The organism is Oribacterium sp. HCP3S3_B9 (genome assembly GCF_052064255.1).
Taxonomy (GTDB): Bacteria; Bacillota; Clostridia; order Lachnospirales; family Lachnospiraceae; genus Oribacterium.
The window spans coordinates 42,504-63,459 of record NZ_JBQHVY010000004.1 but is presented as its reverse complement, the minus strand read 5'-3'; the positions used below and the strand labels follow the sequence as shown (position 1 = coordinate 63,459).

Below are 20,956 nucleotides of genomic sequence, written 5' to 3'. Positions count from 1 at the left end.
AATTCTTAAAACACAAAAAATAGAGTCTGAAATTAACAAATTTACGAATACGTTTTCGCTACACATAATTATATTTTCCTGGACAAAAGTTGTAAATAGAGCCGGCGAAAAAATCAACGAAATGTATATTTCGTACAAAAACGCATTTAAATATCTGTGAAATACTAGCTGTTTACAAGAAGACGAAATCGATTTAGAATGAAAATACGAAAAGGATTTCGGATGACAAATTCGAGAAGTGAAACGAAAGAAAAGTAATTTCGACCAGGAGCATCCGAAAGGAAAGATGAATCAGTATTATGGTAACGATTAAAGACATTTCGAAAGCGCTGGGGGTTTCGCCGGCGACCGTCAGTAAGGCACTGAATGGATATTCCGATATCAATCCACAGACCGCTGAACGGATCCGGGCCGCAGCGAAGGAAATGCACTATCTTCCTAATATAGCAGCCCGACAGTTAAAAACCAATCGTTCTCATAATATCGGTGTCCTGTTTGTAGATGCAACAAACTCAGGACTCACCCATGAGTACTTCGCAGCGATTCTGAACAGCGCGAAGGAAACCTTCGAAAAGCTCGGCTACGATGTGACCTTCATATCCGACACCATCGCCGGCACGAAGGCCAGCTTCTTGGAGCATGCACGCTACAGAAACTGTGATGGTGTCCTGATCGCCAGTGTGGATTTCACCTCCCCGCAGGTGGTTGAGCTCGTAAAGAGCGAGATCCCGACCGTCACCATCGATTATCCGTTTAATGATAAGAGTGCGGTGATGTCCGACAACCTCGAAGGTCAGTACGAGCTGACGAAGTACGTGCTGGAGATGGGACATCGCAGAATCGGTCTCATCCATGGTGAGATGACCATGGTTACGAAGAAGCGACTGAATGGATTCCGGAGAGCACTGAAGGAGTTCGGTGTCGAGCTGAATCCGATGTACGAGAAGGCCGGAGCCTTCCATGATGTGATGAGGACCGCGGAGGCGGTACGTGAGCTCATGGCACTTCCAGAGCCACCGACCATCCTGATGTGTCCGGATGATTACGCAGCGCTCGGAGCGCTGACCGAGCTTGAGAAGATGGGGCTTCGGATTCCGGAGGACATCAGCATCACCGGCTATGATGGCATCAATCTTTCCCAGGTGATTCGCCCGAAGCTCACGACCTACTTCCAGGACTCCACCGGTATCGGTCATCAGTCCGCACGGAAGCTCGTCGAGGAGATCGAAGAGAAGGACAGCTGTACCGCAGAGCAGATCATGATCAGAGGCAAGCTCCTGTCGGGGCACAGCGTAAAGGATCTTCGGGAAGAAGCATAGGACAGCGCTGAAGAAACGTGAAGACGCGGGATGATCTTCCGCCGGAAGCATTGGACGGATCAGACGAAATACAGGCACGTAAGAATGTACATGAAGTATCGAAGGATACTTTACATAATAAGAATCTTTTTGAGGGAGGACTCAATAATGAAAAAGAATGTGAAACGTTGGCTTAGTATGACGACTGTTGCAACGATGACCGTTGCATCACTGGCAGCCTGTGGATCATCACAGCCTGCAGCGACGACCGCGGCACCGGCAGAGACGAAGGCAGAGACCACCGCAGCAGCGACCGAGGCAGCCACCGAGGCGGCGACCGAGGCAGCTTCTGATGAGGGTAAGGTGCTCAATATCCAGTGCTGGAACGAGGAGTTCAAGTCCAGACTGACCGACCACTATCCAGGATATGAGGCCGTCGATGGTACGACCGGTAAGATCGGTGATGTGACCGTGAAGTGGACCATCACACCGTCCACTGATAACGCATACCAGAACAATCTCGATACCGTACTTCCGGAAAATGAGAACGCGTCTGCGGACAGCAAGGTAGACCTCTTCCTTGTCGAGGCCGATTATGCAAAGAAGTATGTAGATTCTGATGTTGAGGTTACCGTTCCGGTCAAGGATCTCGGCCTCACAGAGGATGAGCTTAAGAATCAGTATCAGTACACGAAGGACGTTGTGACCGACGGCGATGGCAATCTCCGTGGTGTTTCATGGCAGGGCTGCCCGGGCGTGCTGATCTACAACCGTCAGGCGGCGAAGGATGTGCTCGGCTCCGATGATCCTGCAGATGTACAGGCTGCGGTGAAGGACTGGGCTAGCTTTAACGAGACGGCGAAGAAGATGAAGGATGGCGGCTATACCATCACATCTTCGGTCAATGACTCCTACCGTGTATACTCGAACAATGTCACCACTCCGTGGGTAACGGATGGCAAGATCACCATCGATGACAACATCAAGAACTGGGTAGACGATTCCAAGGCACTCGTTGATGCAGGCGAGACCAAGACCTACGAGCTCTGGTCCGATGACTGGAGCAAGGGCTTCTATCCGGATGGTAAGGTATTCTGCTACTTCGGACCGGCATGGCTCATCAACTTCTCGATGGCTGCAGATACAGATGGATCGATCGCAAACCAGGGCGGCTGGGGTGCTGTTGAAGGACCGCAGGGCTTCTACTGGGGCGGCACATGGATCTGTGCAGCGAAGGGAACCGATAACCCGACACTCGTTGCCGACATTATGAGACAGCTCACCACCAACGAGCAGATCATGACCGACATCGTAAAGAAGGATAGTGATTTCGTAAACAACAAGCCGGCGATGGATGCCGCTGCAAAGGATGATTCCTTCGCATTCAAGGTACTGGGTGGACAGAACCCGCTCGCACTCTTCTGTGCAGGTGCAGATAAGATCGACCTTTCCAACATGACCAACTACGATCAGGGCTGCAACGAGGAGTTCCAGAAGGCGATGAAGAACTACTTCGATGGCAATGCTTCCTACGAGGACGCACTGAACCTCTTCTACACAGCAGTTGAGGAGAAGTATCCGGAGCTTTCACACTAATCGACATAAATGCCCGCCCGGTGGAGAGGCCGGGTGGGCATTTTTACCTTCAAAATTCAGAAAGACTGCAGATTATGAAGAAAAAACAGAGTAAGGTTGTACAGTACAACCGCTGGGGTTACTATTTTCTGATCCCGTTTATCGTTGTCTATCTTTTGTTCCAGTTCGTGCCACTCGTAACGACGATCTACAACAGCTTCTTCGAGAACTATCGCTCGGGCTTAAAGCAGATCGGGCCGAACTTCATCGGTCTCGGAAACTACCTGAAGATCCTGTCGAACGCAGATCTCTGGAAGTACGCCGGCAACACCATGATCATGTGGATCATCGGTTTCCTGCCGCAGATCATCACCTCGCTCCTCCTCGGTGCCTGGTTTACGGATCCCTCGCTTCGCCTTCGCGGCCAGCGCTTCTTTAAGACTGTGATCTATCTTCCGAATCTGATCATGGCGAGTGCATTCGCGATGCTGTTCTTCACCCTGTTCTCCGATTCCGGACCAGTCAACTCGATTCTGATGCAGCTTGGCATCCTCAGTAAGCCGTTTACCTTCCTGAGTAGTACGACGGCGACGAGATCCCTCGTCGGTGCCATGAACTATATCATGTGGTTCGGTAATACGACCATCCTCCTGATGGCCGGCATGATGGGCATCGATACCGCACTCTTCGAGGCGGCGCAGGTCGATGGCGCGAGCTCGACGCAGATCTTCTTCCGTATCACCCTGCCGCTGCTTCGACCGATTCTCGTGTACGTGCTCATCACCTCCCTCATCGGTGGTATCCAGATGTTCGATGTACCGCAGATCCTGACGAACGGAAGCGGTGACCCGGCACGTAGTACGATGACCATGATCATGTGGCTCAACAAGCATCTGTACAGTAAGAACTTCGGCATGGGCGGTGCCCTTTCCGTTCTTCTCTTCATCATCACCGGTGTGCTGAGTATGATCGTCTATAAGACATCTTCCAGCAGCGAAGTAAACTAAGGAGGCAGCGCTATGACAGAAATGAAGCAAAGCCATGGAATGAACATCCATGCCAGACGATTTATCTCGTATCTCGTACTGATCCTCCTGTCCTTCCTGTGCCTCATCTGGTTCTACATCCTGTTTATCAATGCGACCCGTTCGAACGCAGAGCTGACCCGCGGCTTCACGCCGATCCCGAGCAGCTACCTCTTGACGAACTGGCAGAACCTGCTGAATGGTACCCTTCCGGTGGTATGCGGCATGGGCAACAGCTTCATCGTCGCCGGCTTAAGTGCGGTGCTCTGCACCTACTTCTCGACCATGACCGCCTATGCGATCCACGCATATAACTTCAAGCTCAAGAAGTTCATGTTCACCTTCATCCTGATGATCATGATGATCCCGACGCAGGTCACAGCGCTCGGCTTCATCCAGTTCGTGACGAAGCTGAAGCTGATGGACAGCTTCATCCCGCTGATCGTTCCGTCGATCGCTGCACCGGTCACCTTTTTCTATATGAAGCAGTATATGGACTCGGTACTTCCGATGTCCCTCGTCGAGGCGGCCCGCATCGACGGCGCCGGCGAGTTCCGCATCTTTAACACCATCGTGCTTCCGCTGATGAAGCCGGCCATCGCCGTGCAGGCGATCTTCACCTTCGTCAGCAGCTGGAACAACTACTTCCAGCCGGCCCTGATCCTTCATACCGACACGAAGAAGACCCTGCCGATCCTGATCGCTCAGCTTCGTTCCGCAGACTTCCTGAAGTTCGATATGGGCCAGGTCTATGTCATGATCGCCTTCTCGATCTTCCCGGTCATCATCGTGTACCTCATCCTCTCGAAGTACATCGTTGGTGGTGTTACCACAGGTGGTGTCAAGGGATAAACCCGATTCACACATCTCATTTTTCTTCATAGGTTCTATAGCCTGAACCAAAAAGAACCGGTCCCGCAAGGGACCGGTTCTTTTTAATGATTAAAATTTTTACTTGCAGCGTAGTCGCGGAAGCACTGTGCCCATACGACATACGCGGCGGCGTTCTGATGGATCATCTGATCGGTGCAGAAGTTCGGATTCAGGTTACCCTGGCCATCCGAGAGCGCATCGGCGATGTTCATGTAGCCCCAGCCGTTCTGCTGTGCGAGCTTCTGCATCTCGGTGTTCAGCCTGCGGACGGTCGGATTATCGAAGGCCCAGCTCTTCACACCCGGGAAGCTCTTCGTATAGCCCGGATAGATGTAGGTCGTACTGATGATCGTGAAGTCGACCTCCGGATTGACCGCCTGAATCTGGTGGATGAGCTGTACATAGCGGTTTACGATCTTATCGGTACGGTCGCCGAGGTCGTTGAAGCCGAAGAACATATAGATGTGCTTCGCGTTCATGAGCTTGATGGAGTTCCATACATTCAGGAACTGGCCCTTGTAGATCGGATGTGCGATCGTCTTATCCTGCTCCTCTGGGATCAGTGCATTGATCAGATTATAGCGGGAGGCGGTCAGGAACTGAAGTTCAGCCATGAGCGGATTCGTTTTATTGCCCTGTGCGAACAGCTTGAAGCCATCGGCGACGGAATCACCGATGATGACGGAATCCTGATAGAAATCGAGCACGCGCTGATCCTCCTGCAGCGGGAGACCGTTGGCCGTGGTCTGTGCGCTCGCTTCGGCTGCCTGTGTGACCGTCTGTGTCGTGGTCGGTACAGCACTGCTGCCCGTGACGGTACTGGTCGCCGCCGTCGTCGGAACGGTCGGACCTGCCATCGGGCCGACTTCTGCCAGTGCAGAGAAGCCGGTAGAGGATACCATCGCTGCGGTCAGAAGTGCAGCGGCCCTTTTTCTGAAACTCTTTTTCATAAACATGCCCTTTCTTCGATGGCGGCGAAGCCCGCCGCCTTTTCTTTTTAAGCGCAGTGCACTGCGCATTTTGTGTAAAAAATATCTGTGCTTCCATCCCCCGCATATGCAGCGGGATGCAGCACAGATACACTATATGCTGAAATGAAGCTGAAAGCAAGCGCCCTTAGAAGATTCCTCCGACGCCGAGATCCGTGTCGATGGTGTTCATGTTGTAGAGCAGCAGCACGTCCGTCACCTCCGGGTGCTCGTTGATGAACGAAGACGGTCCGAAGCGGTAGTAGCGTGTATCGAAGACATAGATCTTTTGATAGTGATGCACGAGGAACGGTACCATGGAGTTCGCGTAGCTGTCCTTGATGAGGACGAGCTGGCGGTCCGAATCCGCGCTCGCGTTCGTGATCTCGACGAGTGGATGCAGATTACTAAGGAACATCGAGTACTTGTCCTTCTGCGCGAGATAGTCGCGGTTGTACAGCGTGTCCGTCACCTCGCCGGTATCCGGATAGCTTACCGTCAGCTGGTTTGCCGGATTTTCGTACAGCGTGATCGCGTCGCCCGGCACCGTGCTGTCATGGAGCTTCGAGAAGATCGTGCCATGGAAGTCTGTCGTTACGCAGGTCTTCTGAAAGTCTGCTTCCGGGATCGGGGAGAGCCCGGCGGCGCTGCAGTAGGCCTGATAGCCGACGTAGGCTCCGTGGGTCGTCCAGTGGTGGTCCGTATGGTAGTAGAGGCCGTCCATAGCGGAAGTATCGCAGCCGGTATCCTCCGCCTCGGCCACCGGCTGCGCGCCGTCTGCATCACCCGAGGCCTGTGTGCGGTCGGTATCCCCCGCGTCGGTCACCGGCTGTGCGCCGTCTGCATCACCCGAGGCGAGGGTACGGGCGGTCTCTTCCTGCGCCGCCGCGGCCTGCAGTGCACTCCAGGCGTCGACCTTCTGCATGTTCGGCAGCGCTGCGTAGATCTCGTTCATGGTGTCGACCTGCCGAAGCACGCCCCGGTCCGGTGCGCAGTTCGGGAGCTTCGCGTTGTAGGTGCTGATGGCGGTCGGGACGAGCATAACACGGACGTTTTCTTTCGCGCCGGTCGTGATGGCATCCTGCAGCTTCTGGAACTGCGTGATGATCTTTTTCTGCTGCTTCGGCGTCTTGTAGGCTTCGATGTAGTAGCCATCCTTCGCGAGGTAGATGTCGTTGATCTCCTCCCGGCCGGTCAGCATCTCATACTTCGTCTTCAGGGTCATGAAGGGATCCCGGAGCGGGAAGTGGTCGGAGAGATAGGTCTGAATGCCGCTCATGTAGGAGCCGTCCTTCAGGGTGTCAAAGCTGTAGACCGGCCAGCTCGCAAGGGCGCGGTTCTCGTTCTCTGAAAAGGTCTGCTTCGGTGCCACGAGACACCATACGCTGAAGCAGAGGATGAAGGCGGTGATGATACCTACGGTGAGGACCTCGGCCCGGCGCCGCAGACGCCTGATCGGAAAAGTGGCAAGCGATGCGCTGTGATCCATGATTTCCTCCTTTTAATCGATGATAAATGCTCGTCTGTTTTCCAGTCGACAGGACGGCTGGAAAATCGGATCGATGTTTGATGACACAGCAGCGGTGGGTCCGCTCTCTTAGAAACGGAAATACAGGAACGGGTTGTAGCTGTCGTTCACGAGGTACGCGGTCGTGAGCAGGAAAAGTACGAGGTAGCCGAGCGCGGTCAGCACGGTGCTGAGGGTTACGATACGATGTGCCGCTACGATGCTTCCACCTGTGTTTGTATGGTCAATGCATTTGGCGCTACTCGTATGGCTCTTTGCAGTGACATCTCCGTTTGCATTTCCATGGACAATGCTTCCGGCGTCACTTGGATGGTTCTCCGCAAACGCTGTCTCTTCAGCGTGGCACGTAGCGCCGGCGCAGAGGTCGATGCGCTTCTGCAGCTTCGCGCGGAGCCACGGGTAGACCGGGAAGGCGAGGATGCAGCCGACGATGAGGGTCGCGAAATTGTTCCGGAGATACCAGAGAAGTGTGCTGTTCACGAGCGGTACACCGGCCATGCCGAACATGATCCGGATGTACTGTCCGAGCTGCGTCATATCATCGAACACGAAGATGATGAAGCCGAAGATGACGATCAGGATCGCGTAGAGGTGCTTGAGAATGCGTGGAAGCTTCCGAAGGGCGCTTCCCCAGACATCCTTTTCGAACGCGAGGAGGACACCGTAGTAGAGGCCCCAGAGCACGAAGTTCCAGGCGGCACCATGCCAGAGTCCGGTCAGGAACCAGACGACGAACATGTTCCGAAGCTGCTTCCACTTTCCGTGGCGATTGCCGCCGAGCGGGATGTAGACATAATCACGGAACCAGGTGCTGAGTGAGATATGCCAGCGACGCCAGAAATCGGTGACGGAGACAGAGGAGAGCGGATAGTTGAAGTTCTCGAGGTAGTGGAAGCCGAGCATGCGGCCCATACCGATCGCCATGTCACTGTAGGCGCTGAAGTCGAAGTAGAGCTGGAGCGTGAAGCAGAGGCCGCCGAGCCAGGCACCGAGCACCGAGATCGTCGCCCCCGGACCGAGCACGGTCTGCAGAGAGGTGACGATGCCCTGGACCGAAGCATCGGCCGACGCAGCTGCCGGGCCCATCGTGAAGGCACTCGACTTGATGAGCTCCCAGACGGCACCGATGGTGTTCGCGAGGAGGACCTTCTTGAAGAGGCCCTGCAGGAAGCGGAGACCGCCGTCGACGAAGCCGTCGAAGGTGATGGCGCGCGCGTGCAGCTCCTCGTTGACGGTGGAGAAGCGGACGATCGGGCCGGCGATGAGCTGCGGGAACATCGACACGTAGGTGAGGTAGTAGAAGTAATTTTTCTCGACCGCCACCTCACGCTTATAGAGGTCGATGGTGTAGCTCATGGTCTGGAAGGTGAAGAAGCTGATGCCGATCGGGAGACCGAGGTGGAGCGGCGTGATGGTAGTACCGGCGAGGGCATTGACCGTCTCCACCAGGAAATCGGCGTACTTGAAGAAACCGAGACAGCCGAGGTCGATGAGCACCGACAGCAGAAGACAGAGCCGGCGGATGGCCGGACGCTGATCCGCGCGGTCCATTACACGGCCGAGCGTGTAGTCGGACAGGGTCTCGAAAATCATGAGCAGGATATAGACCGGCTCGCCCCAGGCGTAGAAGAGCAGGGAAAATGCGAGCAGGACATAGTTCTTCCAGCGGAACGGTACCAGATAGTAGAGGATCAGGCAGAGCGGCAGGAAGTAAAAAAGAAACGGGATACTGCTGAAAACCATAAAATGTCTCCTGAAAAAAGTGACCGTGCAGGGAGGGGAGCCGGCCTGAATTTCGTCGGCTTTGGAGCACTGCGCGTCCATAGCCGGCATCCGGGGTCACTGAACTGGGTGGTAACTGAAAAAGGCTGCCACAGGGACGCGGCAGCGACATCGGATGGGTCCGATACCGGCGGCCTGCGCTTCTGTGACAGCCCTGTGTGTTATGGGTTCGGCTTCTTCGTGAAGCTTCGGGCAGTGTGGCCCGAGGGTTTATTCGTTTTCGTGTGCTGTCAGGCGAAAAGCTGTGGATCAGCCTACGTTTGCGGAGATCACCTGATCGATCTGGGATGCGTTTCCGGACATGATGAGATAAACGTAGTTGCCGGAGGTCTTTACGAAGCCGGCAGCAGCCACCTGGTAAGCGGTCGGGTTGTAGTCCTGAAGCTCCGCCTCCTTCTGCTGCTTTACGGTCGCGAGCTGGCTCGACAGCGTGCTGACACTGGATGCATCCTTCGCCTTTAAGATCACGACGGTATCGGCCTGGGTGACATCCTCGGCGGCAGCGAAGACATAGCCGTCGAGCTGAGAGGCGTCGATGCCGTAGTAGTTTGAGATATAGCTGTCATCGAAGCTGACCATGCTCGGCAGGTAGCTGGTGAGCTTACTGTAGATATCCGCTGGTGCGGCACCGGTGGAAGCCGCCTTCGTCTCAGCAGCGGTGGTTTCCTCCGCCTTCGCGTCCTGTGCAGCGGCTTCGTTCTTCTCGTCTGCCTTTGTCTCATCCTTTACGGCCTTCTCATCCTTCGACTCCGCCTCGGCGCTTTCCTTCTCGTCCTTTGACTCCTCCGCTGCAGCAGTGGTTTCTTCCACAGCGGTCGTTGTTTCCTCCGCTACCGCGGTTTCTGCTGCTGTGGTGGTTTCCTCGGTCGCTGTAGTGGTTTCCGCTGCTGCACTGGTGACTGCCGCCGTTGTCACGGCTTCCGCATTGCCTGAGCCACAGGCGTTCAGCACCAGCATGGAAGCAGCCAGCATAGCCACGGTCATAAATCTCTTTTTCATAATCAATATCCCTTATTACTATACTATAGTGAATGGAACCGCCGCTGATCCGGCAGCTCTCCATGGTCTTCCTACAACGCGCTATTATAACTTTTTAAATACGTTTCGACAATGCTTCCCACGGTTTTTGTGTGGCGTTACCCGGATAAACAGTTTACTACAGTGCGTCGCGATATTTAAGATGAAAAGTCACCTTTCGAATAGTATACTGAAAATCAGATGAATCAGCGCAAGTGCGCTGAAAAAGAACATAACAGATGAACAGCAGGAGTTTTATGAGTAAAATCACATTTCAGAAACCAGGTAATTTCATATATCCGGTGCCGGCGGTGATGGTGAGCCTCCGGGATGCGTCCGGGAAGTCGAACATCATCACGATTGCGTGGACCGGCCCGATCTGTTCCGACCCGCCGATGGCCTATATCTCCGTGCGAAAAAGCCGGGCGAGCTATCCGATGCTGGTAGAGAGCGGCGAGTTCGTCATCAACCTTCCGAGTGAGGAGCTCGTGCGTGCACTCGGTTACTGTGGCGTCCGAAGCCTCGATCAGGTCGATAAGTGGAAAGAAATGAATCTGCATGAAGGTCAGGCGAGTGTCGTCGCTGCGCCGACCATCGAGGAGGCACCGGTCTCCATCGAGTGTAAGGTGACGCAGGTGCTCCCGCTCGGCACACATGACATGTTCCTCGCAGAGGTCGTTGCGGTCGATGTCGATGACCGCTACATCGATGAAAAGGGTGCCTTTCATATGGATCAGGTAGGGCTCGTCGCCTACAGTCACGGAGACTACATGTCCCTCGGCGAGAAGCTCGGCAGCTTCGGCTACTCCGTTCGGAAGAAACCGGCAAAACCAGTGAAATCTACGAAAACGGTGAAGTCTTCAAAAATCGAGAAAACGGTATCCGCACAATCTTCGAAGTCGAGAAAAGTCACGAAATCTGCAAATCCAGAGAAGAATAAAAAAGCAGCACCCGCGCAATCTGAAAGCTCGAAGTCAGTCGTGAAAGCTACGAACGCACGGAAGTTTACGAAGGACAGAAAAACTTCGCCATCAAAGAACAGAAACGGAAAAATCTGAGCCAAAATAAACCCGACGCAGTGGATGCAGAATGAAGCATCGACGGTGTCGGGTTCTCTTCATCAAGGAAACGGTTGGATTCTTTATAATATGAGAACTGGATTCTGTATAATATGGATACTGTCGGAGCCTTTATAATATGAAAACTTGTAAAATGATGTAAAAGGATGTAAAATGAATCCAGAGATGTAAAAGGATGTAAAAACTTATAAAACAAAGCGAAAGATGTAAAAGTTTGTAAAAAGATGTAAAACGGTTTTGGAAATACAGAAATGAAATCAGAATGTCCGCTGTGAAGAAACGAAAGGAGCATGAGGATGAGTCGCGCTAAGAATCCATTCAGTTTATCGTTTGGGCGTATCCCACCGGAATATATCGTGCGAAGCAGTGTCATCGATCAGGTAGTTGAAACCTTTACCTGTGAGCCGGTAACGATTCAGAACTATATGATCACGGGTGTGCGTGGAAGTGGTAAAACGGTAACCATGACGGCGATTTGTGAGCGCATCAAAGAACTGGATCACTGGATGGTGATCAAGATCAGTCCGCTGGATGATATCCTGGATACGCTTCTGAAAACCTTGAAAACTGCCGGTGGGAAGGCGAAAGAATCCACCATCACATTTGGGACCTCCCATCTCAATATCAGTATGAAGAGTACGGAGCAGAGTGTAAATGCCGAAATTGATGGACTGCTCGAGCTGTTCGAAAAGAAAAAGATGAGTATTCTGGTGGCCATCGATGAGATCACGGATACACCTCAGATGCGGAAGTTTTCCAGTGCGCTTCAGATGTTTATCACGAATAACCGACCAATTTATTTTATCGGCACTGGTTTATTTGAAGAAATCGAGAAGCTGAAAAATGTTCCGAATTTAACGTTTCTGTATCGAACACCGAAGATTACGATGGAGCCGCTGAATATCGTAGCGATGGCGCAGACATATCAGAGAATATTTGATATTTCGGATAAGCAGGCGGGCGCTATGGCCTCGATGACGAAGGGATATTCGTATGCCTTTCAGGTGTTGGGCTACCTCTACTGGAATGAACCGGGGGATTTTCCGACGCGAAGTCTGCTGAACAAGTTCGATGCGCAGCTGGCGGATGCGTCCTATCACCGGCTCTGGATGGATCTGTCCGATATGGATCGAAAGGTGGTCATGAGCATCGCGGGGAATGAAGGTGGAAAAACGAAAGACATTGCCATGCAGGCAGAGATGGATGGCAATAAATTCAACCAGTACCGCAGACGCTTAAAGGATCACGGCATCATCGATGTCAGTCAGTATGGAAAGATTTCCTTTGCCCTGCCGAGATTTAAGGAATTTGTCGAGGCATACGGGGCATTTTGATCCATAGAAGAAACAGGTAGCAGCGAGATTTCATGACATAGAAAATGAAGTTATATTATTCGGGCACTTCCGTTCCAAAAGGTTAAGACGAATTAATAATTATACGGGACATTCTGTGGTAAAATGAATGCATCAGGTGACGATTTTCGTGCAGGGAGCAGGTGTACTGTCGCATGGCGAGGGGAATGACTCAAAATCTGAATAGAAATCAGACGGGTCGCAGTTCGAATGGACGGCGACCTGTTTCTGCTGCCTATGATGCTGGTGCATATCGCTCCACTGGCAGATCTGAAAGCAGTGGCGGGAATCGAGGAAGCGGACGTGGTACGTCCTCTTCGCGTTCGGCGCAGAGTCGAAGCAGTACACCTACGCGGTATCGGAGTAGCGTCTCCTCTTCACGTTCCGCCCAGCCCCGAAGCGCTTCTATGAGCACTGCGCACGGCCGTCGCCGTGTGCTGACGGAAGCTGAGAAGGAATACTACCGCAGGCAGCGGGCGCTGGCGCGTCGCCGGAAGGCGGCACGGAAGCGGGCATATCAGGCGAGAGCCTTCGTGCTGATCACACTGATTCTCATCTGCTTCCTGGGCTTTAAGGGACTTTCCTACATCGCGAACTACATCGAGACCAGTCGTCAGAATGCTGTCAACGCCATGCAGGATATCGACATCCAGCGGGATCACAGTAGTATCGATGTGACGGAAAGCACCGGTGCCGCGATGAGCGACGCCGTCACAGCGAACACACCGGGTGATGCTGCCAGTGATGCGAGTGCACTCGGGGATGGCATCAGTACGAATCTGGCGAATGGCGAAACAGGAAGTGCATCCACGACCGGTACCGACATCGCCGACCCGACCCATGTCCTCTCGAACGGCCGCTATCTCGACATCACGAAGCCGATGGTGGCGCTCACCTGGGATGACGGTCCGAAGTCGTCCGTCGGAAACCATCTGATGGATGTCCTCGAAGCCAATAACGGCCGCGGTACCTTCTTCGTCGTCGGTGAACGCATCGATAAGGATCCGGATGAAGTGAAGCGCATGGTGGCAGACGGCCACGAGGTCGGAAACCACAGCTGGGATCATGATGAGAAGCTGTCGAAGAAGGGCGTCGACTATATCCGCAGTGAATTTGATAAAACGAATCAGAAGGTCCAGGAGCTGACCGGCGTCACGCCGACCCTTGCCCGCCTTCCGGGCGGCATTACATCCGAGGATGTGAAGAGTACCCTTACGATGCCGATGATCTTCTGGTCGATCGATACGCTCGACTGGAAGACGAAAAACGCACAGTCCACGATCGATGCCATCCAGGGAAGCATCAAGGATGGAGACATCGTCCTCATGCATGAGCTGTATGATGCCACCTCGCAGGCCTGTGACACGGTGATTCCATGGCTGAATCAGCAGGGCTACCAGATGGTGACGGTGTCTGAGCTCATCCAGTTCCGGCAGGCTGCTGTCGCCGGCGGAAACGGCAAGCAGTACAGCGCCTTCCGACCACAGCCGACCGAGGCCGCTCCGGCTACGGAAGCGGTGGCCGCTACCGACGCGGCACCGGTCGCAGCCTCGGAAGCAGCCCTGGCACCTGTAGCCGAGAGCAGTGTTGCAGAAAGCCCTGTCGCGGAAACATAAATACCAGAAATCAAAAGAGACGTTTGCCTGACCGGATTGGATAATCTGGTCAGACAAGCGTCTTTTTCATCACCATTTTTCCGCTGTTTCCCTCGTTGGCTCTTCGATGATTTCCAGGTGATTTCTGAACATCGAAAAGTGGCACATGGCATGCCGGACGATTTCCAGGCAACAAAAAAAGCGGCTGACGGGAGTCGGACCCGCCTATCTGGCTTGGGAAGCCAGCGTACTACCGATGTACTACAGCCGCATAATATATATATTCTACGCCGAATATCAGAATTTTTCAATCACAATTTGTATTTTGGTATTTTTGAAAATCAACCGGGATGAAGAAAACACCTCACCTGAACGCTTACATGATTGTTGATCATCACCAGATTGAACTTGTTTAAGTAATATGTTATAAACAAGTTGAGGTGAGACATATGGACTATAATTTTTCCAGTGATTTGATGGCCATACGGGAAATACTCGGACTTTCACAGAGCGAACTGGCCGAAATAATCGATGTAGAACAGGTGACGATTTCTCGAAGCGAGTTAGGGAAAACCACGCCCTCAGCGAAGCTTCTGGAGAGTGTCTACGCCTATGCGTTTCAGAAGAAAATCAGAATAAATAAGCTGAAGGAAATGCTCTGGCGGGATGAGCTGGCGACGCATCAGAAGCTGTTGTTTCATGGTGCAAAAAGTGAAATCCACGGTGCCATCGATCTTACCCGTGGTCGAAAGAATAATGACTTCGGACAGGGGTTTTATGCATGGGAAAGTTATGAGCAGGCGCTTTCCTTCGTCTCCGGCTTCGATCAGTCATCCGTATACTTTCTGAATTTTGACGTTTCAAATCTAAAATGCAGGAAATACGCTGTCGATCAGGAGTGGATGATGACGATTGCGTATTATCGTGGCTCTCTGGATGAGTACAGGGATCATCCGACGATTCAAAAACTGATAGAGAAGTCAAGAGCATGTGATTATATCATCGCACCCATCGCAGACAACCGCATGTTTCAGATTATCAACGCCTTTATAAATGGTGAACTGACCGACGAGCAGTGTAAGCATTGTCTCGCAGCGACGAACCTGGGGATGCAGTATATCCTGACAAGTGAGCAGGCCGTGGCGAAGACCCGTCTGATCGAGCGCTGTTATATATCCGCAAATGAAAGAGCGTATTTCAAAAAGCTTCGGAGCGATAAAGCGAAGCTGGGGGACGATAAAGTCAAGCTGGCCCGGAAGCAGTATCGTGGTCAGGGGCTGTACATCGATGAAATTCTGGTCTGAGCGGACAATGCTTCCTGCGTGCAGTAGTCACAAGCGCTTCCAGCGAAGATTCCAGAAGGAGGTTAGGATGAAAAAAGTTGACAATGATGGATATATTCTGTGTGTCCTTCAGGCAAGCGTGTTTGAGAATTCGGTAGAAAGAATTCACTCCAGCTCGCCGATATTTATACGCCGTTTTATGAACAGCAGCATCGCAAAGCAACTCGATAATACTTCGATTCTGGAGACGAATGTTCAGCCGAATGATATTCTGGATCTGCTGAACGAAGAATATGGTGTCTCAAGCTATGGCTCCGTGAAGTACACGCGGAACGAAATGTACTGGATCGGCTATGTTTATCGGTATTTTGCGCTCGCGTATGACTTCAGTTCATCACAGATTTACAGAATCGTGAAACCACAGGAATTACGAAACGTCTTCTTGCCCTATCATACGATGGACCCGGCCCAGGCCATAGAAAGAATCCTCGAAGCGAAGGGACTGTCCTTCGAGCAGGATGAAGCACAGGAACTCAAGCGACAGTATGCGATCTATAAAAGAATACGACAGGCATAATAAAGGATTTCGTTATCATTCAGCTCGATGGCCCGGAGAGAACGGGACGGTAACGAATCAAAATACAGTAAAATGTTCATACGGCTAAAAAATCGATAAGTGCGAAATCGCTGAGATATGCTACACTATGAAAACAAGTAGAGAAAGAGGAATCCTATGCGATTAGATAAATTTTTAGCGGATATGGGCGTCGGCTCCCGCAGCGATCTGAAAAAGGCCATCCGAAAGTCCCTCGTGACGGTGAACGGCGCGGTGGAGAAGGACCCGGGTGCGCAGGTGTCCGCCGAGGACCGCATCTGCTTCGACGGCGCGGAGATCCGCTATGCCGAGCAGCAGTACTATATGCTTCACAAGCCGGCGGGCGTTCTGTCCGCGAGCGAGGACCGGCGACAGACCACTGTCGTCGACCTGATCCGTGACGCTGCATCGACAGATGCATCCGCGGCTAATGCCTCTGCGTCAGATCATCACGCCGCGACCGCAGCCGAATCCGCCGCGGACGGGCATGCCGATGGCCGCATTGCCCGAAGCACGGAGGACGCGCGCGTCCGGAAGGATCTCTTCCCGGTCGGCCGCCTCGATAAGGACACCGAGGGCCTCCTCATCATCACGAACGACGGCCCCCTCGCGCACCAGCTCCTCGTGCCGAAGCACCACATCGATAAAACCTATTACGCCATCGTGACCGGCACCATCACCGAAGACGACCAGTGCGCCTTCACCCGCGGCATCCGCTATGACGAAAAGCTGACTGCCCTCCCGGCCACCCTCCGCGTCCTCAGCACCGGAAAAACCGTCGCCGCCCTCCGGCGTGAGCTCGGCTTCACCGCAACGAGTGAACGCCTGCTCCGCACCCGCCTCGCTGGCCCGGCCTTCATCGGCGCCGAAGAACCCGCCGACATCACGGACGACACACTCGTAAGCGAAGTCGAAATCACCATCCAGGAAGGCAAGTTCCACCAGATCAAAAAGATGGTGAAGGCCCTCCCCGGTGGAAAAGAAATCCTCTACCTCCGCCGCATCACGATGGGCGCCCTCCGACTCGACCCGGACCTCGCACCAGGAGAGTTTCGGAAACTCCGGCAGGAAGAAATCAAAATACTAAAAGATTCTGTTGAATAGTGGATATTCAGTGAGAATCCGGACAGGAAGGGCGCCTAAATTGCGCATTCAAAGAACAGGTTCCGGCCCAGGGTCCGTGGAGGACATACAGGCTTGCCTGTTATGGCCGCCACGAACCCTGGGTTGGGTTCTGTACTTTGAACTAAGTGAGTGGCGCCCTTCCTGTCCGGATTCGGAGTAAAGGAGAATTATGGATAAAAAATCAATCAGTGAGATCAAGACGAAGTGTTTCAATCGTCAGAACTGCCGCATCGATCGTATGCGCGCCTGCTACGTCAACGAGGAGAAGGAGAAGCTTTCGACCTTTCACGACATGTTCCTCCAGCTCGCGGATGAAGAGCAGACGAAGTACTGCGAGATCTTCAAGCGCTCTATGTCCGGCAAGTTCGGACGCAACTTATATAATGTAGAGTTTCCGTACGCCGAGGAGGTCGAGGGCGGCCACCAGGCCTTCCTGTACCAGCTCCAGCAGTCCGAGCTTCGGGACGACGCGCTCGTCGAGCAGTTCTTCGACCGCGTGATCGGTAGCTACACCTTCCCAGGAAAGTACCTTATCCTCTTAAGCCACGGCGTCTACGACATCCCGATGAAGATGAAGGACGGCGCCGAGCTCGACAGTGAGTATGTCTACAGCTTCATTCTCTGCTCCATCTGCCCGGTCGAGCTCCTGCACGACGGCCTCTGCTACGATAAGGCAGAGCAGACCTTCCGGAACCGCACCGACGACTGGGGCGTGAAGAATCCGGAGACGGCCTTCCTTTTCCCGGCTTACAATTTCCGAAACACCGACATCCACAGCGCGCTGTACTTCACCCGTCACCCGGAGGAGCGCCACGAGGAGATCGCCGTCGACGTACTCGGCACCGAGCTCAGCCGCACCGAGAAGGACCAACAGAACGTCTTCCGTGAGATCATCGAGACGACCCTCTCCGGCGACTGTACCTTCGAGACCATCCGGAACATCAACGAAGATCTCAAGGAGATGATCGAGGAGAACAAGAAGGATAAGGAAACCGATGATCAGGTCGCCCTCGATAAGAACGAGATGAAGAAGCTCCTCGCCCGAAACGGCGCAAACGACGAGCAGCTCCATCAGTTCGAGCGCATCTATGATGAGGCAGTCGGCGACGACACGACCCCGCTGCTCGCAGAAAATGTGCAGAGTCAGAAAAACCTGGTGGTGAAGTCCCTCACGATGAAGCTCGATGTGAAGTCGGAGAACGCCGGCCTCGTCGAGACACGTGTGATTGACGGCCGCGAGTACCTCCTCATCCCGATCGCGGACGACATCGAGGTAAACGGCATCAAGATCCGCCAGAACCTCCAGTCGGAGAGCTCCGCAGAAAATACAGAAGCATAACGAGTAACAGTTCAGGCAGGGGGGCCCCTCCGGGACCCCTGCCTAAACTGTTACCATAACGATCCACCTGCAGCGTGCCGGGCACCCTCGAGGTGCTTCGGCCGCTGCAGGCGACCGGAGGTGTAAGATGGCAAATATCAATGAATATCTGGACTGGCGTGGCGATGTGCCCTTCAGCCTCGACCCCTTTAACGATGTGGATAACCTCATCCTGAGTGAGCTGGCCTATACCGATTTCGAGGGGATCGTGCCACCGCCGGGCAGCGGTGAGAGCATCTCGCTCCGCGAAGCGTATGCGGCCTTCTATCAGCGTCATACGCGCGCAGAGATCGAAGCCGAAACGACCTTCTATCACATGGCTCCCTTCGTGATGGATCATCTCATCGCGAGTCGACGCTTTCAGAACCTCCGCCTCACAAATTATGTGAATGTCATCGACGAGGCGAAGGACGCGCAGTTTTCGGCCATCACCTTCCTGCTCGGGCGGGAGGTGCCGATCGCCCTCGACTGCGGCGCCGGCGACGCCGCGCATGCGCGCATACAGCTCCCGGGAGATGAACGAGAAACGGCCTACGTCGCCTACCGCGGCACCGATGATTCCATCGTCGGCTGGAAGGAGGATATGAACCTCTCGTACCAGCTCCGCACGCCGGGGCAGCAGTCCGCCGTGCATTATCTCGACGCGCTTTTCCGGGGACAATGTCTCCGCCTCATGGTCGGCGGCCACTCGAAGGGCGGCAATTTCGCCGTCTACGCCTCCGCCTTCTGTGCGTCGGAGGTACGCCGGCAGATCTGCCGCATCTATACGAATGACGGCCCGGGCTTCCTCCCGGAAATCACGGAATCAACGGCGTATCAGCAGATTCAGCCGAAGATCGTCTCGACGATTCCAGAGAACTCCCTGATCGGCATCCTGCTGACGAGTGACATCGACCATCATGTGGTGCAGGCCACCGGCATGGGCATCATGCAGCATGATCCCCTCAGCTGGCAGGTCTATGGAAATCATTTCGTGGAAGCAGAGAAACGGACGGCGACCTCCCTTGCGGCTGAACGAGGCATGCGGACCTGGCTCGAGGAACTCAGCATTGACCAGCGGATCCTCTTCATCGAGACCCTGTTTGATGCGTTTCAGTCCGGCGGTGCCCATACCTTCACGGAGCTCTTCGAGGATAAGGCCCGCCTGATCGCCGACATGCTCCGCGTCGCCGCCTCGCTCCCGAAGGAGGAGCAGCAGGAGCTCCGCCACATGCTCGGCGAGTTTGCCCGCATCGGCGCCCGCGTGCTGATAACCGGTGCGAAAAGTGGATTTAAGAGGTAAATATATGAGTGAAGCAAAGAAAAAGGCCCTGGTGGCGATGAGCGGCGGTGTCGACAGCTCGGTGGCAGCCGCGCTGATGTGCGATGCCGGCTACGACGCCATCGGTGTCACCATGAAGCTGTATGATAATGAAACCGTCGATGTCTGTCGCGAAAATACCTGCTGTACCCTCGAGGATACCGAGGATGCCCGCCAGGTCGCGACGAGCCTCGGCATGCCGTACTATGTCTTTAACTTTACCGAAGACTTCGACCGCCAGGTCATCGAACGCTTCGTGCGGACCTACGAGGAGGGCGGCACCCCGAATCCGTGCATCGATTGTAACCGCTATATGAAGCACGAGAAGCTCTATCACCGCGCCGAGACCCTTGGCTGCGACGTCATCGTCACCGGCCACTACGCCCGCATCGAGCAGGACCCGGCGACCGGACGCTGGCTCCTCAAGAAGGCGAAAAACCTCGCAAAGGATCAGAGCTATGTGCTCTATTTCCTGACGCAGCAGCAGCTCGCCCATACCATGTTTCCGCTCGGGAACTTCGCCTCGAAGGAAGAGGTTCGAGAGATCGCCGAGAAGTACGGCTTCATCAACGCCCGTAAGCACGACTCCCAGGACATCTGCTTCGTCGTGAACGGTGACTACGGCGACTTCATCGAGCACTATACCGGAAAGTGCTTCGCACCCGGAAAGTTCGTCGACACCGAGGGCCATATCCTCGGCGAGCATAAGGGCATCATCCGCTACACCATCGGCCAGCGAAAGGGCCTCGGCCTCGCCCTCCCGGCCCCGATGTACGTCTGCGGGAAGGACATGGAGAAAAACGAAGTCATCCTCACCACCGGCCCGGCCCTCTACAGCAGTGCCCTCATCGCGGACCACTTCAACTGGATCCCATTTGACGAACCGACCGAAGCTGTCCGCGTCACCGTAAAGACCCGCTACAAGGCGAAGGAAGTCCCGGCTACCGCCGAAGTCCTCCGCGACGAGCACGGCTTCAGCATCGGCCGCGTCCTCGTCCGCTTCGACCAGCCGGAACGCGCCGTCGCCACCGGCCAGGCCGTCGTCCTCTACGACGGCGACACCGTCGTCGGCGGAGGCACCATCCGCGAAGCGATCCGCTAACGCGGAGAGCGGCGCAGGCCGAGGGCCCGGGAGGGCCTCAGGTGCTCTCGAAAATGTACATCTTAAGCGGATTTTAAAGAA

The 20,956-nt window shown here is 54.2% G+C and carries 17 protein-coding genes, 1 tRNA gene and 1 pseudogene; 14 read left to right on the top strand and 5 right to left on the bottom strand.

The genetic code is table 11. The annotated features are described in order from the left end of the window. The first annotated feature begins 299 nt into the window (after positions 1-299). From ACTNC3_RS03900 to ACTNC3_RS03885, 4 genes are all read left to right on the top strand, one after another. A complete protein-coding gene (locus ACTNC3_RS03900) occupies positions 300-1,319 on the top strand; it encodes a LacI family DNA-binding transcriptional regulator (RefSeq protein ID WP_441226525.1) in 1,020 nt (339 codons plus the stop codon). A gap of 147 nt (positions 1,320-1,466) precedes the next feature. Then, the gene (locus ACTNC3_RS03895; protein ID WP_441226524.1) at positions 1,467-2,894 is read left to right on the top strand and encodes a carbohydrate ABC transporter substrate-binding protein; all 1,428 of its coding nucleotides are present in this window, start codon (positions 1,467-1,469) and stop codon (positions 2,892-2,894) included. 74 nt (positions 2,895-2,968) lie between these two features. Next, positions 2,969-3,880 (top strand): carbohydrate ABC transporter permease, encoded by a 912-nt coding sequence (locus tag ACTNC3_RS03890; RefSeq protein ID WP_441226523.1) that lies wholly within the window; start codon positions 2,969-2,971, stop codon positions 3,878-3,880. Between the two features lie 12 nt (positions 3,881-3,892). Continuing rightward, positions 3,893-4,750 carry a carbohydrate ABC transporter permease gene (locus ACTNC3_RS03885; RefSeq protein ID WP_410042850.1) on the top strand — a complete coding sequence of 286 codons (858 nt, stop codon included), beginning with the start codon at positions 3,893-3,895 and terminating at the stop codon, positions 4,748-4,750. 83 nt (positions 4,751-4,833) lie between these two features. On the opposite strand, the gene ACTNC3_RS03880 is transcribed toward ACTNC3_RS03885, so the two are convergent. The 4 genes from ACTNC3_RS03880 to ACTNC3_RS03865 form a co-directional block, all read right to left on the bottom strand. Then, positions 4,834-5,721 (bottom strand): GDSL-type esterase/lipase family protein, encoded by an 888-nt coding sequence (locus tag ACTNC3_RS03880; protein WP_410042851.1) that lies wholly within the window; start codon positions 5,719-5,721, stop codon positions 4,834-4,836. Between the two features lie 166 nt (positions 5,722-5,887). Beyond that, complete coding sequence (locus ACTNC3_RS03875) at positions 5,888-7,228, bottom strand: DHHW family protein (RefSeq protein WP_441226522.1); 1,341 nt, start codon at positions 7,226-7,228, stop codon at positions 5,888-5,890. Positions 7,229-7,336: 108 nt separating this feature from the next. Beyond that, positions 7,337-9,010, bottom strand: coding sequence for an MBOAT family O-acyltransferase (locus tag ACTNC3_RS03870; protein WP_441226521.1), 1,674 nt, complete (start codon positions 9,008-9,010; stop codon positions 7,337-7,339). A gap of 288 nt (positions 9,011-9,298) precedes the next feature. Next, entirely contained in the window at positions 9,299-10,048 is a 750-nt protein-coding gene (locus ACTNC3_RS03865) for a DUF4358 domain-containing protein (protein ID WP_441226520.1), read from the bottom strand. Positions 10,049-10,323: 275 nt separating this feature from the next. On the opposite strand from ACTNC3_RS03865, the gene ACTNC3_RS03860 reads away from it, so the two are divergent. The 3 genes from ACTNC3_RS03860 to ACTNC3_RS03850 all read left to right on the top strand — a co-directional run bounded on the left by ACTNC3_RS03860 (position 10,324) and on the right by ACTNC3_RS03850 (position 14,113). Beyond that, entirely contained in the window at positions 10,324-11,124 is an 801-nt protein-coding gene (locus ACTNC3_RS03860) for a flavin reductase (RefSeq protein ID WP_441226519.1), read from the top strand. Positions 11,125-11,441: 317 nt separating this feature from the next. Next, on the top strand, positions 11,442-12,479 hold the full coding sequence (locus ACTNC3_RS03855; protein ID WP_441226518.1) for an ATP-binding protein: 1,038 nt from the start codon (positions 11,442-11,444) through the stop codon (positions 12,477-12,479). Between the two features lie 425 nt (positions 12,480-12,904). Then, positions 12,905-14,113, top strand: a complete 1,209-nt coding sequence (locus ACTNC3_RS03850; RefSeq protein ID WP_441226517.1) for a polysaccharide deacetylase family protein — start codon at positions 12,905-12,907, stop codon at positions 14,111-14,113. A gap of 179 nt (positions 14,114-14,292) precedes the next feature. Here the strand turns inward: ACTNC3_RS03850 and ACTNC3_RS03845 are convergent. Beyond that, positions 14,293-14,363: transfer RNA gene (locus ACTNC3_RS03845), tRNA-Gly, on the bottom strand. Between the two features lie 178 nt (positions 14,364-14,541). Between ACTNC3_RS03845 and ACTNC3_RS03840 the strand changes: the two genes are divergently transcribed. From ACTNC3_RS03840 to mnmA, 7 genes and pseudogenes are all read left to right on the top strand, one after another. Then, the gene (locus ACTNC3_RS03840; protein WP_441226516.1) at positions 14,542-15,396 is read left to right on the top strand and encodes a DUF3990 domain-containing protein; all 855 of its coding nucleotides are present in this window, start codon (positions 14,542-14,544) and stop codon (positions 15,394-15,396) included. 67 nt (positions 15,397-15,463) lie between these two features. Further along, positions 15,464-15,952 carry an antitoxin gene (locus ACTNC3_RS03835; RefSeq protein WP_441226515.1) on the top strand — a complete coding sequence of 163 codons (489 nt, stop codon included), beginning with the start codon at positions 15,464-15,466 and terminating at the stop codon, positions 15,950-15,952. Positions 15,953-16,108: 156 nt separating this feature from the next. Then, positions 16,109-16,189, top strand: a pseudogene (locus tag ACTNC3_RS03830) (S4 domain-containing protein); the annotation flags it as partial. 39 nt (positions 16,190-16,228) lie between these two features. Continuing rightward, positions 16,229-17,074: a pseudouridine synthase gene (locus ACTNC3_RS03825; protein WP_441226576.1), complete on the top strand. Its 846-nt coding sequence runs from the start codon at positions 16,229-16,231 to the stop codon at positions 17,072-17,074. Between the two features lie 190 nt (positions 17,075-17,264). Further along, the gene (locus ACTNC3_RS03820) at positions 17,265-18,434 is read left to right on the top strand and encodes a DUF4317 domain-containing protein (protein WP_441226514.1); all 1,170 of its coding nucleotides are present in this window, start codon (positions 17,265-17,267) and stop codon (positions 18,432-18,434) included. A gap of 127 nt (positions 18,435-18,561) precedes the next feature. After that, on the top strand, positions 18,562-19,755 hold the full coding sequence (locus ACTNC3_RS03815; RefSeq protein ID WP_441226513.1) for an Mbeg1-like protein: 1,194 nt from the start codon (positions 18,562-18,564) through the stop codon (positions 19,753-19,755). Positions 19,756-19,759: 4 nt separating this feature from the next. Beyond that, the gene (mnmA, locus tag ACTNC3_RS03810) at positions 19,760-20,875 is read left to right on the top strand and encodes a tRNA 2-thiouridine(34) synthase MnmA (protein ID WP_441226512.1); all 1,116 of its coding nucleotides are present in this window, start codon (positions 19,760-19,762) and stop codon (positions 20,873-20,875) included. Positions 20,876-20,956 lie beyond the last annotated feature (81 nt).

What these genes read in the sequence shown, in the direction of transcription:
- ACTNC3_RS03900 (WP_441226525.1), top strand. Translation starts at nt 300, where the DNA reads ATGGTAACGATTAAAGACATTTCGAAAGCGCTGGGGGTTTCGCCGGCG.
- ACTNC3_RS03895 (WP_441226524.1), top strand. Translation starts at nt 1,467, where the DNA reads ATGAAAAAGAATGTGAAACGTTGGCTTAGTATGACGACTGTTGCAACG.
- ACTNC3_RS03890 (WP_441226523.1), top strand. Translation starts at nt 2,969, where the DNA reads ATGAAGAAAAAACAGAGTAAGGTTGTACAGTACAACCGCTGGGGTTAC.
- ACTNC3_RS03885 (WP_410042850.1), top strand. Translation starts at nt 3,893, where the DNA reads ATGACAGAAATGAAGCAAAGCCATGGAATGAACATCCATGCCAGACGA.
- ACTNC3_RS03880 (WP_410042851.1), bottom strand. Translation starts at nt 5,721, where the DNA reads ATGAAAAAGAGTTTCAGAAAAAGGGCCGCTGCACTTCTGACCGCAGCG.
- ACTNC3_RS03875 (WP_441226522.1), bottom strand. Translation starts at nt 7,228, where the DNA reads ATGGATCACAGCGCATCGCTTGCCACTTTTCCGATCAGGCGTCTGCGG.
- ACTNC3_RS03870 (WP_441226521.1), bottom strand. Translation starts at nt 9,010, where the DNA reads ATGGTTTTCAGCAGTATCCCGTTTCTTTTTTACTTCCTGCCGCTCTGC.
- ACTNC3_RS03865 (WP_441226520.1), bottom strand. Translation starts at nt 10,048, where the DNA reads ATGAAAAAGAGATTTATGACCGTGGCTATGCTGGCTGCTTCCATGCTG.
- ACTNC3_RS03860 (WP_441226519.1), top strand. Translation starts at nt 10,324, where the DNA reads ATGAGTAAAATCACATTTCAGAAACCAGGTAATTTCATATATCCGGTG.
- ACTNC3_RS03855 (WP_441226518.1), top strand. Translation starts at nt 11,442, where the DNA reads ATGAGTCGCGCTAAGAATCCATTCAGTTTATCGTTTGGGCGTATCCCA.
- ACTNC3_RS03850 (WP_441226517.1), top strand. Translation starts at nt 12,905, where the DNA reads ATGAGCACTGCGCACGGCCGTCGCCGTGTGCTGACGGAAGCTGAGAAG.
- ACTNC3_RS03840 (WP_441226516.1), top strand. Translation starts at nt 14,542, where the DNA reads ATGGACTATAATTTTTCCAGTGATTTGATGGCCATACGGGAAATACTC.
- ACTNC3_RS03835 (WP_441226515.1), top strand. Translation starts at nt 15,464, where the DNA reads ATGAAAAAAGTTGACAATGATGGATATATTCTGTGTGTCCTTCAGGCA.
- ACTNC3_RS03820 (WP_441226514.1), top strand. Translation starts at nt 17,265, where the DNA reads ATGGATAAAAAATCAATCAGTGAGATCAAGACGAAGTGTTTCAATCGT.
- ACTNC3_RS03815 (WP_441226513.1), top strand. Translation starts at nt 18,562, where the DNA reads ATGGCAAATATCAATGAATATCTGGACTGGCGTGGCGATGTGCCCTTC.
- mnmA (WP_441226512.1), top strand. Translation starts at nt 19,760, where the DNA reads ATGAGTGAAGCAAAGAAAAAGGCCCTGGTGGCGATGAGCGGCGGTGTC.